Below are 11,680 nucleotides of genomic sequence, written 5' to 3' on the forward strand. Positions count from 1 at the left end.
GGGGCAAAGTTTTCTAAATCTCAACCGTTGGTTTCAGGCTTTCTGCGCGGATCGAGCCGCAATGCTTCCGGCGTGATCGAGCGCTCGGCCGGTTGCGTCTTGAAGGTGTCGCGGTCTTCGATCGGCACCGGCGCGCGCCGGCTGATGCGCAGCAACGTATAGCCCGCCAGGCAAAGATGCGCGAAGGCCGTCGCAAGGAACAGGCCTTCCGGCCGCATCCAGCCCATCAGGCCGGCGGCCAGCAGCGGCCCGATCATCGTGCCGAAACCATAGAGCAGCAGCAGGCCGCCCGACACCTTGACGAAATCCTCCGCCCGGGCGTGGTCGTTGGCATGGGCCACGGCGATCGAATACAGCGTGTAGGCAAAAGCGCCGTAGGCGGCGGTGCAGACGATGACGAACACGCCGGAGCGCGGCTCGAACAGGAAGACCGCGACGGCGAACAGCGCCGCGCCGAAGGCCAGGCCCGCCAGCACAAAGCGGCGGTCGGTCTTGTCGGAGAGACGTCCGGCCGGAAGTTGCATGGCGGCGCCGGCGACGACCACCAGGCTCATCATCAGCGCGATCTCGGCCGTGGAAATGCCGATACGGGCGCCATAGACGGCACCAAGCGTGCCCCACGCGCCGTTAGCGATGCCGATCAAAACGCAGGCGATCGCCGACACCGGCGAATTGACATAGAGCCCCTTGACGTCGAGCGAGACGTCCTGCAGCGGCTTGGGGTGCGAAGCCGTCGACACTGCGGTCGGAATGAGCGACAGGCAGAACAGGATACCGGTGATCATGAACAGCGAGGCCGACTTCACGTCGCCGCCGGCAACGATCATTTGGCCGCCCATAATCGAGGCATAGGTGACCATCATGTAAAGGCCGAAGACGGTGCCGCGGTTCTCGTTGGTGGACTTCTCGTTCAGCCAGCTTTCGATGACCATGAAGGCGCCGGCCATGGTGAAGCCGGTGAAGGCGCGCAGCAGGATCCAGACATATTCGTCGATGATCAGGCCGGTGAGCAGCGCGACGATGGCTCCCGATGCCGCAAAGGCGCCGAAAGCGCGTACGTGACCGGCGCGACGCACGAGGCGCGGCGCAAAAAAGCAGCCGGTGACGAAGCCGCCGGCCCAGGCCGTGCCCATCAGGCCTAGCGATGCGGTCGAGAAGCCTTCCAACTGGCCGCGCAGCGGCAACAGCAGCCCGTGCAGCCCGGTCGCCGCCAGCAGGAAAGCGGTGCCGCGAAGCAGCGAGAGGATCGGTCGGTAGCTTGCAAACATCATTTAGCTGATCCGGCTGGAATCTAGAGAGGATCTGAAGACAGCCGCATTCGAGCTTTTCGGCGGCGGGCGATTCGGCTCTGGAAACTATTCGCGGCGGAACAGCGCCTCGGCCGCTGATTTGGTGGTGCTCTTGGTCTTGAGCTCGGCTTCGAGCCGGGCGATCTCGTCGCGCAAGATGCCGATCCGCTCGGACAGTTCGCTAAGGGAAAGCAGCGACAGATCCTGCCCGATCTCATGCGGGCGGGCTTTCTTTTTGGGTTCGTCGTCGAAGATCGCCATCGTCGCTCCTCGCTCATGCGCAAAAAATTAAACTGCTACCTTTGCGCGTCCAATCGAACGCCCGACGCTGCAGTGGCCATTTGCCTGATTTGGCAATCAGCATACATAGGGCAGGGGCATGGATGCAAATAGTCGGCAAGAAAACCGGCAGCTGGCAAGAAACTGGCGAAGCGAGACGGGAAAATTCATGGCGAGTGGACAGAACAAAATTCCGGCGAAGATGACGGCCATTGCGATCTTGGAACCCGGCGGACCGCGAGTGCTGAAACCGGAAACGCGCGACGTGCCCGTGCCCGGTCCCGGCGAAATCCTGATCCGGGTGCGCGCTGCCGGTATCAACCGGCCGGATGTGCAGCAGCGCAAGGGCGTCTATCCACCGCCGCCCGGTGCGTCGGATCTGCCGGGTCTCGAAGCGTCCGGCGAAGTTGCAGCCCTTGGCGACGAGACATCGCGCTGGCGTGTCGGCGACCGGGTCTGCGCGCTGACGCCCGGCGGCGGCTATGCCGAATATGTCAAGGTCCATGCCGGCAGCGTGCTGCCACTGCCCGCCGGCTTTACCCACACAGAAGCGGCGGCAGTTCCGGAAAACTACTTCACCGTCTGGCACAATGTCTTCGAGCGCGGGGCCTTAAAGAGCGGCGAGACGCTGCTCGTCCATGGCGGCTCGTCCGGGATCGGCACCACGGCGATCCAGCTCGCCTCGGCCTTCGGCGCCTATGTCATCACCACCGCCGGCAGCCAGGAGAAGTGCGACGCCTGCCTGAAGCTTGGCGCCGACCGGGCGATCAACTACCGCGAGGAGGACTTCGTCGCGGCGGTCAAGGACGCGACCGGCGGCAAGGGCGCCAACGTCATCCTCGACATGGTCGGCGGCGACTATGTGGCGCGAAACTACGAGGCCGCGGCTGTGGAAGGCCGCATCGTCCAGATCGCCACGCAGGGCGGGGCGGTGGCTAGCGCCGATTTCTCGAAGATGATGGCCAAGCGGCTCACCCACACCGGCTCGATGCTGCGGCCGCGCACCGTCGAATTCAAGGCGGCAGTCGCCGCAGCACTGGAGGCGCAGGTGTGGCCGCTGCTTGGCACCCGCAAGGTAGCACCCGTCATGGACATGATCTTCCCGCTCAAGGAAGCGTGGCGGGCGCATGAGCGAATGGAGGACGGCGACCATATCGGCAAGATCGTGCTCGATGTCGGCTGACGGTCGGTAAACAAGCTGAACAAAACCTTAATTGTGCAATGCAACAAACGCATTGCGGCCATGCAAAAGCGTCTGTTCAACTTTTCATCAACGATGCCTATTTCAGCGGCATCGAAACGATGGAGGACTACCATGAACCCGATCCGTGCTTTCCGTAACTGGCGCATGTACAATGAAACCGTGCGCGAACTGAACCGCCTGAACGCCCGTCAGCTCAACGACCTCGGCATCAACCGTGGTGACATCGAGAGGATCGCCCGCAAGGCGCTTTGATCTCGAGCGTGATCTCGCCCGAAAGCATCAAGCCGCTTTTTCGCGAAGTGGTGCTTCGGTCCGAGATCCTGCTTTAGAAGCCAGAGCCGCAGCAGACGGGTTTCCCGTCGCCGGTTCCGAGCCCGCTGGACCCTGTCCGGCGGGTTTTGTCGTTTTGAGGTCCGTCAAGCAGCGGCGGTTGCGTGTCTCAATAGCCAAGTGCGGCAAAACCGAGCGGCCACCAGGGCTCCTCCCAGCACGATGTCCGCATGCTTTCGGAAATGACTGTAAAATCGTCGTGTGGCCGGTTGGGAAATGGAAAGGCCGAGAAGACCAAACCAGGCGATCGCAATAGCAAACACCAGTGCGACCGCGGACAGGTGAGTTGCCCCACTAGCATTTAAATTCAGCGTGGAGGATGCGAAAAACAGCGCGGTGGCAGGATTTGCCACTGCCGTGACAAAGCCCAGCCGGAAGTATCGAGCGATTGAAACCGGCTTCGGCTCGTTGATGCCGGTCTTGATAGACAGCGCCCGTCGCATCGAATTCCAGCCGATGAAGACCAGCACTGCGCCGTATAGGCTGGCGGCCATCTGGTGTGCGATGCCCCCCGGCGGCAGCGCGCCGGCTCCCGTCGCGACGATCGCCGCCAACGAACTCGCGCCAAGGGCGATACCAGCGGCTGCCGAAAGCGCTGTGGCACGCGAAGCGGTTAGCCCGGCCTGCGCGACGACAGCAAAATTGGCGCCCGGCAGCATTGCCAACAGCGCATAGGAAATGGCGAACGGAAACAACCCCGCCGCGACAGCGTGCCCGGTTTCCAACATCGATCAGCCCACATCGGCGGCGGCCTGCTCTCCTGAAGGCAGCCGCTGCCACCGAGGGCGAAATGTGTATGAAACATGTCCCTTCTAACAGTCGGCAAATGCCGACATGAGGACCTCTTTTTGCCGGATTATCGGCCGCGCCCGCTGAGCGGCTCGCCGAAAGCACGGTGCCGAAGCCAAACGGGTTGATTTGACACGTTTCGATCTCCCCCGCCAATCTCGCGGGTACCTTCCAAAAACGTTGCGAAACGACAACGGAGTGGTTATATACGCAGCGAATTTCCCATTTTGGTGGCTCTAAAACCACCGCCCGCGCGGGAACGCGGGCGAACGAGAAGGATATCTCATAATGGCCAATACGCTGCTGATGCCCAAGGCGACCGCCGTCTGGCTGGTCGACAACACCGCGCTGTCCTTCGAGCAGATCGCGCAGTTCTGCGGGCTGCATCCGCTCGAGGTCAAGGCGATCGCCGATGGCGAGTCGGCGCAGGGCATCAAGGGCATGGACCCGATCATGACCGGCCAGCTGACCCGCGACGAGATCGCACGCGCCGAGAAGGACCCGAACCATCGGCTGAAACTGTCCGATCCCAAGGTGCGGGTGCCGGAATCCAAGCGCAAGGGTCCGCGCTACACGCCGCTGTCGAAGCGCCAGGACCGGCCCAACGCCATCCTCTGGCTGGTGCGCAACCATCCCGAGTTGAAGGACGCGCAGATCGCGCGCCTCGTCGGCACGACCAAGTCGACGATCGACCAGATCCGCGACAGAAAGCACTGGAACTCGGCCAATCTGCAGCCGATGGATCCGGTGACGCTGGGTCTCGCCTCGCAGATCGATCTCGACATGGAAGTCAACCGCGCCTCGCGAGGCCGCGAGCAGGCACAGCCGGCCGGCGACACGCTGCTGCCGGCGGCATTGACCGAGCGCCTGGTGCCGGCGCCGGAGAAGCCAAAGGACGAGGATGCGGAGCTCGACGCCAACGCCGTCTTCGCCAAGCTTTCGGCACTGAAGTCGAAGGACCAGGATAAGGACGACGAGGAGTGAGTCGGCCATAGCCCGATCAATTACAAAAAGCCCGCCTCACGCGGGCTTTTTTCGATCTCGCGGTGTCAGGTTCGCGCGGCCCGGTCCGGCGCCATGCCGTAGTCCTCGCTGCGCTCCACCGCACGATAGAAATCGGCGAGCTGCTTGCCGCGCTCCGGCTTGAAGACGCGGCCGGCGACGACCACTGAAGCGATGCGGTCGATGCGGAAAGCGCGAAAATCGTCGCGCATCTCGCACCAGGCGACCAGCGTCCACACCTTGCCCCAGAACCACAGGCCCAATGGCCTGATGTCTCGCGCGGTGCTGCGACCTGCTTCGTCGGAGTAGTCTATGGTCAGCACCTGGCGTTTTTCCACCGCGCGCTCGATCAGGTCGATTGCTTCGCGGGCGGCATCGCTCACCACCCACATCGGCGTGTGGATCTCGGTGCGGGCGATGCGGTCCTTTTCGGCATCGGGCAGCACGGCGCCGATCTTGACCAGCGCCTCGTCGGCGGCGCGCGCCATCGCAGCGCCGCCAAACGCGCGCACCATGCGGGCGCCGGCGACCAGCGCGACGATCTCGTCACGCGTGAACATCAGCGGCGGAAGGTCGAAACCCTCCCTCATCATGTAGCCGACGCCGGCCTCGCCGTCGATCGGCACGCCGGTCGACTGCAGGTCGGCGATGTCGCGGTAGATTGTTCGCTCGGAAACCTCGAGCCACGTGCCCAGCTTCTGGGCGGTGACCAAACGGCCACCGCGCAGATGCTGCACGATCTGGAAGAGCCTGTCGGCGCGGCGCATCGTATGGTCCCTCGGTGTTTATGATTCCAGCCCTTCGCGCTTGCGCTGCGCGGCGACGAATGCCGCACCGAAGGACAATTTCCCTGTTGTCGGCGTCTTTGCATCCAGCACCCGCCAGAACGGCGCGATCTCGCTCAGCGTCATGCCGCGCTCCAGATCCTCGTTGGCGGCCTCGGCGACAGTGCGCAGATGATAGCCGATGGTGACTGGACATGTCACTTCGGCACCGTGCTCGGTGGCGAGCGCGGTGCGCAATGCGCGGACGTCCATGTCCACGCCCTTTGGGATGGAGCGGATGAAATCATCGACCTGCCGTGCCGTCGGCACCAGCATCGGCTGGCCCTCGACGACGTCGCCAACAGTGCGCGGCGACGGCTTTATGCCGTTGGTGCCCGGCGTATTCAGCCTGTCGCTCCAGCTCTTTACCATGCGCCACCTAGACGAAGAGCCCAAAGCTGTTGCCGTCCGGGTCGAGGCAATAGGCGAATGTGCCGGCCGGAATGGAGATCGCCGGCGAGACGACCTGACCGCCGTTCTGCCTCACCCGTTCCATGGCGTCCTCGATTGGTGCGGCAACCGACAGATGGATGGTCGGGCCGGTTCCCGGTGCTGCGGGTTTTCCGGGGTAGACGTGCCCGGATGCCATTCGGTCCTGCGCTGCGAACATGGCCAGCGGGTTCGGGCCGCTCTCCTCCAGGATGAGATCGTTCTGAAGCACCGACCCATAAAAGGCGCGCGCCCGATCCATGTCGGTGACGGGAATCTCGAACCATGCCGACGCTTTTGCAGGGATGAAGGCCATGTCTGTCTCCTGATACTGTCGCACTATTGCACGCCGCTCCTGACACCATACTGTCAGGAGGCTTCAGCATATTCCCCTTCGGCATACTCCTTGGCGAACAGCGCGCGCATCTGCGCCAAGTCGCCGCTTCTCTGGGGGTAGAGCGTCTTCAAATAGGCAAGAGCGAAAGTGCCGGGCGCCGAACCCGGCGCGGACACGATGCGACCGTCGGCGACGGCATAGGGCACGTCCTGATAGTTCTGGGCGCCGGGGTAACCCGGTTCCTTTTCATTGATCCAGTCACGACCATTGCTGGTGTGTTTGGCCTTCTCGAACAGGCCGGCGCGCGCCAGTGCCAGCGTGCCTGCGCAGATGCCGCCGACCACGCCACGGCGCGCCGCAATTGCCGTCAGCAGTCCGGAGATATCAGGCGGTGCATCGACCCACTGATCGGAGCCGATGACCGCGACGGCGTCGAGATCGGTGTTTTCATCAACCTCGGCGGAGCGGTCGGGCGTCAGCACAAATCCGCATGCCGAGGTCACCGGCTTGCCGTTCGGGGTCAGCGACACCGCGCGTGCACCCAACCACTCGACCGCCGAAGCCGCCAGCAAGCCGTATTCCCAGTCGGCGAAGCGATCGATGAAAAAGACGCCGATGGTCTTCTGTTCGGACATTTCCTGCTCCGTCTTTCGGCGCGCCGGACCTATTATCTGGGCGCTGTAGCGTCGGCATCCAACCGTTGCCGCGAAAAAAGCACCTCAATTGCCGCGGCCGTGGCGGCCTTCGTAATTATCCGGCCAACCGATGTCCTTGCGGATGCTCTGCGGCAACCCATTCATGAAACGCCGGGTGCGGATCTCGTTGCGCATCGTCCGGATCTTGCCGACATAGTGCTGCACACTGCGCAGAATGGTAAAACCGTTCATGGCTGGTCTCCTCTCTTTCGATGGAGACACTATCGCACACCCCTCCTGACAGCAGTCTGTCAGGAGGCTGAGAGGTCTTTGGCGAGCGTGCCAGGTTTTGTCGATTCCGATCCCGCCTGCGCGAGAGAAGCAGGCTTTTTCGTCGCTCTGCGGGTTAAGTCGTTCAGCTTGCAGCGACGGACTGTCGGAATTCGCAATCCTTCTGCGATAGGGACGGCGTTCTGATATTGAAGGAGAAAACTTTTCCAGAGATCAGAGAGACGACCATGGGCCTGCAACTGACGGGAATCCACCATCTAACCGCTATCACCGCGAACGCGCCGGGAAACCTTCGTTTCTACACTGGCACTTTGGGGCTGCGGCTAGTCAAGAAGACGGTCAATCAGGACGACACGTCAGCCTATCACCTTTTCTACGCCGACGCGGAGGCGACGCCCGGTACCGACATCACCTTCTTCGACTGGCCGGTCGGACGCGAGCGGCGCGGCACCAACAGCATTGTCCGGACCAGCCTAAGGGTCGCCAGCCCTGAAAGCCTTGCCTGGTGGAAGGAGCACTTGTCCGGCGAGACCGTCGCGACAGGAGAAATCGACGACATTGGCGGTTACCCGTCGCTGGATTTTGAGGATCCCGAGGGCCAGCGCCTGCGCCTCGTCAGTGATGGCGGCAAGGGCGACAGCCATGCCTGGTCTCAAAGCCCGGTCCCAGTCGAGCACCAGATACGCGGGCTTGGCCCTATCATCATCAGCGTTCCCGATATCACCAACACTGAAGCGGTGCTGACCAGGGTGATGAACATGCGCAAGGCGCGGGACCATGCCTCGCCAGACGGCGAGGGTCAGGTTCATGTCTTCGAAATGGGAGAAGGCGGGCCGGCGGCGGAGCTTCATGTCGCGGTGCAGCCGGGCTTTGCGCCGGCACGGCAAGGCGCCGGTGCGGTCCACCACGTCGCATTCAGGGCGCCGGACCAGGAGACCTTGCATCAATGGACCGCACGGCTGGCCGAATTCCGCCTACCGTCGAGCGGCGAGGTCGAACGGTACTACTTCCGCTCGCTCTATTTCCGCGAGCCAAACGGCATATTGTTCGAAATCGCTACCGACGGCCCCGGGTTCACGGCCGACGAGCCGCTGGAAACGCTGGGCGAAAGGCTGGCCTTGCCGCCGTTCCTCGAACCGAACCGGGCTGCGATCGAGGCCGGCCTCAAGCCGCTGGCATAGCAACGCTTTCGTGAGCGAGCGAAAGGAGCGCTTTGACAGCCGACCGTGATGCTGGTCAAAGGCGGCATGTCGAAACTCCTCGCGCTCGTTATCATTGCCATGATGGTCATCCAGCTGATCAAGCCGCTCGGCTGGCCGGGGCTGAAGCGGCGCAGCGATTTCTGGAAGCTGGCGGTATTGGCGATGGCGGCGATTTCGATAACAGCGGCGCTGGGGCATTGGACCTAAAGCGCGTCGCGTTCGACCGACCTCACGCGACGCGCTTTAGGTTGTTTTATGCATGTCGTTATCGCAAAACCGCTGCACACTTTTGCGCGACATGCATTAGGGCTGGCGGCCCGCTATGCGAGGCGTGGTTCCTTGGCCAGCACCAAGTCGACGAGATGTTCCGCCCAGGCTCGGTAGCCGGCTTCCGAGGCATGAAATCCGTCGGAGGCAAAACCGGCTTCGGCATCGGTGATCGGCAGGCGCGGCGCCGGCACCGCGCCGCGTTCGAGGCAGAGGCGCTCGCCCATCCGGTTCATCTCGGCGGCGCGGATCTCCAGGATTTTTCCGAGCAGCGGCGGCATTGCCGGTGCCCGGGTGAATTCCAGCACTGGCGACCACACCACGCGCGCCTCCGGCCATTTGGCGCGCAACGCGTAGAGCAGGCCGCCAAAATCGCTCTTGAAGCGTGGCACCGAGTGAAAGTTCTTGGTGTCGTTGGTGCCGATGGCGAGCACGATATGCGTCCAAGGATCGGCCGACAGATTGGGCAGCACATGGTCGCGGATCTGGCCTGAGGTCGCCGAGTTGAAGCCGGCTGCCCGCCAGCGCACCGCACGGCCAGTGCGTTTCGAGATCAACTCGGCCAGTTGCGCGGCCAGCCCGTACTCGGAATTGCCGATGCCGACCGAAGCGGCGGAAGAATCGCCAAGCATCAGAAGCGAGACCGCCGGCGCCTGGCCTGATATCTCGTGCATGACCGGACCTTGCGCCGGCAGCATGCGGGTGGTGCGGCGGCGCACGCCGAGCCCCTGCCAGACATAGACCGGAAAGGCGAGCCACGTGAGGAGGGCTAGAAAGCGCTGCATCGCAAACCGTTAATGGGGCAACTCCGTTTAAGGGCATAGCGAGCAGCACTTAGCGCATATCGGGCCAAAGGCGAAAGACCTTGCGTCGGCTGCCGGTCGTCAATGACAACAGGCGTCCTGCATTTCGGACCTGTCTGCATATTCGTCGTGCAGCCGCACCCAGTCCATCAGGCTGTGGTAGGGACCGGTCTCGTTGCGGCCCTTCGGCGTCAGGTCGAGATAGTGATAAGCGCCGATCAGCGGATCGCCGCCCCTGGAGCGCGACATGAAGGTCAGGAAGATGTCGCCGTTCTCATCCCTGTAGAACACGCTGGTGCCGGGAAGGTCCTTCGATTTCAGCGCCCGCTGCTCGAAATTGTAGATCGTGTCGCCGGATGCGATCTGCTCGTCGGTGAAGGAAACCTGCATGTCGAAGTTGAAGTCCGAGGCGTAGGACGACACCCAGTCGAATTTCCAGCCCATGCGCTGTTTGTAGGGCAGGAACTCGGCCAACGGCGCCCGCGAGATCACGACAAGCGACACATCGTGGTGCTTGAGGTGCTGATTGGCGCCGTCGATGTGGTCTGCGAGGAAGGAACACCCTTCGCAACGGTAGTCGGCGCCCGGCCCGAACATGAAGTGGTAGACGATCAGCTGGCTTGCGTCGGCGAATAGTTCGGCCAGTTTCTTCGGCCCTTGTTCGGTCTCGAAGACATAGTCCTTCCGGATCTTAAACCAAGGCAATTCCCGCCGTTCGGCAGCGATGCGGTCGCGAAATCGCGTCAATTCCTTCTCGCGCGCCAGATGCGCCTTGTGTGCCTGGAACCAGTCTTCCCGTGAAACGATCTTGTTGTTTGGCATCAGCCCGCTCCTCGTTGAGCCCTAAGGACGTTTGGGCTCAACGCGAGCCGACACGGCCGTCGCGTTTTTTTGGGAGCATATGGAACCCGGGCAGATGGCCCGGGTTCGGCTGAGGTAGAAAAAATCCGGTCAGGCGGCCTGTTCCAGTTCCGGCTGCCATTTTCCAAGCGCGGCCAGATGGTTCATGTGGGCGCGGTGGGCGAAGGCGGCCTGGGCAGCGGCGACGTTGGCCGCCTTGCCGCTCCACGCCTTCTGTGGCGCCGCCTGCAAGGCTCGGCCGTAGGAGAAAGTCAGCTTCCATGGATGCGGGCCGATGGCGTTGATGGCATTGAGGTTGGCGGTCGCCTCCTCGTCCGATTGCCCGCCGGAGAGAAAGGCGATGCCCCCAATCGCGGCCGGCACCGTTTCGCGGAACAGTTTTATGGTCTTTTCGGCGACTTCCTCGGGGCTGCTGGTCTTGCCCGACTTCTTGCCGGCGAGAACCATGTTCGGCTTCAGGATAGTGCCTTCGAGGACGACGCGGGCCGCGTAGAGCTCGGTGTAGAGTTTTGTCAGCGTTGCCTTGCTGATCTCGTAGCAGGTACCGATGTTATGGGCGCCGTCCATCAGCACCTCCGGCTCGACGATCGGCACGATGCCGGCCTCCTGGCAAAGCGCCGCATAGCGGGCGAGCGCATGGGCGTTCGAGCCGATCGACGTGGCGGAAGGCACGCCTTTGGCGACGTCGATGTCGATCACCGCACGCCATTTGGCGAAACGGGCGCCGAGCTTGTAATAGTCGGCGAGCCGCTCGCGCAAGCCGTCGAGGCCTTCGGTGATCGTATCGCCGGGGTACCCAGCCAGAGGCTTGGCGCCGGCATCGACCTTGATGCCTGGGATGGCACCAGTCGCCTTGATGATGTCGACGAGCGGCGTGCCGTCCGTGGCCTTCTGGCGGATGGTCTCGTCATAGAGGATGACGCCGGAAATGTATCTGGTCATCGCCTCCTTGGCGCGGAACATCATCTCGCGATAGTCGCGGCGGCTGTCGGCGGTCGATTCGACGCCGATCACGTCGAAGCGCTTCTTGATGGTGCCGGAGCTTTCGTCGGCGGCCAAAAGACCCTTGCCGTCGGCCACCATCGCGGCGGCAATGTCCTCGAGACGTTCGCTCATTGTGCATCCTCCTGAAACAGTT

At 62.8% G+C, this 11,680-nt stretch carries 16 protein-coding genes; 5 read left to right on the forward strand and 11 right to left on the reverse strand.

Annotation, left to right across the window (positions count from 1 at the left end; all coding sequences use genetic code 11):
- Positions 1–20: 20 nt before the first annotated feature.
- Positions 21–1,268, reverse strand: a complete 1,248-nt coding sequence (locus BQ8482_RS25980) for an MFS transporter (protein ID WP_123150297.1) — start codon at positions 1,266–1,268, stop codon at positions 21–23.
- 87 nt (positions 1,269–1,355) lie between these two features.
- Positions 1,356–1,550: a DUF1192 family protein gene (locus tag BQ8482_RS25985; protein WP_123150193.1), complete on the reverse strand. Its 195-nt coding sequence runs from the start codon at positions 1,548–1,550 to the stop codon at positions 1,356–1,358.
- A 187-nt stretch (positions 1,551–1,737) separates the two neighbouring features.
- On the opposite strand from BQ8482_RS25985, the gene BQ8482_RS25990 reads away from it, so the two are divergent.
- Together BQ8482_RS25990 and BQ8482_RS25995 are read left to right on the forward strand one after the other, a co-directional pair.
- On the forward strand, positions 1,738–2,751 hold the full coding sequence (locus BQ8482_RS25990; RefSeq protein ID WP_123150298.1) for an NAD(P)H-quinone oxidoreductase: 1,014 nt from the start codon (positions 1,738–1,740) through the stop codon (positions 2,749–2,751).
- Positions 2,752–2,883: 132 nt separating this feature from the next.
- Entirely contained in the window at positions 2,884–3,024 is a 141-nt protein-coding gene (locus BQ8482_RS25995; RefSeq protein WP_065011316.1) for a DUF1127 domain-containing protein, read from the forward strand.
- A 164-nt stretch (positions 3,025–3,188) separates the two neighbouring features.
- Here the strand turns inward: BQ8482_RS25995 and BQ8482_RS26000 are convergent, their stop codons facing one another.
- The gene (locus tag BQ8482_RS26000) at positions 3,189–3,830 is read right to left on the reverse strand and encodes a LysE family transporter (protein WP_123150194.1); all 642 of its coding nucleotides are present in this window, start codon (positions 3,828–3,830) and stop codon (positions 3,189–3,191) included.
- Between the two features lie 349 nt (positions 3,831–4,179).
- Between BQ8482_RS26000 and BQ8482_RS26005 the strand changes: the two genes are divergently transcribed.
- On the forward strand, positions 4,180–4,875 hold the full coding sequence (locus tag BQ8482_RS26005) for a DUF1013 domain-containing protein (protein WP_123150195.1): 696 nt from the start codon (positions 4,180–4,182) through the stop codon (positions 4,873–4,875).
- A gap of 65 nt (positions 4,876–4,940) precedes the next feature.
- Here the strand turns inward: BQ8482_RS26005 and BQ8482_RS26010 are convergent, their stop codons facing one another.
- The 5 genes from BQ8482_RS26010 to BQ8482_RS26030 all read right to left on the reverse strand — a co-directional run bounded on the left by BQ8482_RS26010 (position 4,941) and on the right by BQ8482_RS26030 (position 7,370).
- Positions 4,941–5,660: a helix-turn-helix transcriptional regulator gene (locus tag BQ8482_RS26010; RefSeq protein WP_123150196.1), complete on the reverse strand. Its 720-nt coding sequence runs from the start codon at positions 5,658–5,660 to the stop codon at positions 4,941–4,943.
- Between the two features lie 18 nt (positions 5,661–5,678).
- Positions 5,679–6,089 carry a hypothetical protein gene (locus BQ8482_RS26015; protein ID WP_123150197.1) on the reverse strand — a complete coding sequence of 137 codons (411 nt, stop codon included), beginning with the start codon at positions 6,087–6,089 and terminating at the stop codon, positions 5,679–5,681.
- Positions 6,090–6,096: 7 nt separating this feature from the next.
- Positions 6,097–6,462 carry a VOC family protein gene (locus tag BQ8482_RS26020; RefSeq protein ID WP_123150198.1) on the reverse strand — a complete coding sequence of 122 codons (366 nt, stop codon included), beginning with the start codon at positions 6,460–6,462 and terminating at the stop codon, positions 6,097–6,099.
- Between the two features lie 53 nt (positions 6,463–6,515).
- Positions 6,516–7,118, reverse strand: a complete 603-nt coding sequence (locus BQ8482_RS26025; protein WP_123150199.1) for a DJ-1/PfpI family protein — start codon at positions 7,116–7,118, stop codon at positions 6,516–6,518.
- Between the two features lie 84 nt (positions 7,119–7,202).
- Positions 7,203–7,370 (reverse strand): hypothetical protein, encoded by a 168-nt coding sequence (locus tag BQ8482_RS26030; RefSeq protein WP_095495301.1) that lies wholly within the window; start codon positions 7,368–7,370, stop codon positions 7,203–7,205.
- Between the two features lie 266 nt (positions 7,371–7,636).
- Between BQ8482_RS26030 and BQ8482_RS26035 the strand changes: the two genes are divergently transcribed.
- On the forward strand, positions 7,637–8,590 hold the full coding sequence (locus BQ8482_RS26035) for a ring-cleaving dioxygenase (protein ID WP_123150200.1): 954 nt from the start codon (positions 7,637–7,639) through the stop codon (positions 8,588–8,590).
- A gap of 45 nt (positions 8,591–8,635) precedes the next feature.
- Positions 8,636–8,818, forward strand: coding sequence for a hypothetical protein (locus BQ8482_RS26040; protein WP_165848714.1), 183 nt, complete (start codon positions 8,636–8,638; stop codon positions 8,816–8,818).
- Positions 8,819–8,931: 113 nt separating this feature from the next.
- Here BQ8482_RS26040 and BQ8482_RS26045 read toward each other — a convergent pair whose 3' ends face one another.
- The 3 genes from BQ8482_RS26045 to BQ8482_RS26055 form a co-directional block, all read right to left on the reverse strand.
- A complete protein-coding gene (locus tag BQ8482_RS26045) occupies positions 8,932–9,663 on the reverse strand; it encodes an SGNH/GDSL hydrolase family protein (RefSeq protein ID WP_123150201.1) in 732 nt (243 codons plus the stop codon).
- A gap of 99 nt (positions 9,664–9,762) precedes the next feature.
- A complete protein-coding gene (locus BQ8482_RS26050; protein WP_123150202.1) occupies positions 9,763–10,503 on the reverse strand; it encodes a DUF899 domain-containing protein in 741 nt (246 codons plus the stop codon).
- Positions 10,504–10,632: 129 nt separating this feature from the next.
- Positions 10,633–11,658: a class I fructose-bisphosphate aldolase gene (locus tag BQ8482_RS26055; protein WP_123150203.1), complete on the reverse strand. Its 1,026-nt coding sequence runs from the start codon at positions 11,656–11,658 to the stop codon at positions 10,633–10,635.
- Positions 11,659–11,680 lie beyond the last annotated feature (22 nt).

Origin of the sequence: Mesorhizobium delmotii (genome assembly GCF_900149755.1) — a bacterium.
Lineage (GTDB): Bacteria > Pseudomonadota > Alphaproteobacteria > Rhizobiales > Rhizobiaceae > Mesorhizobium > Mesorhizobium delmotii.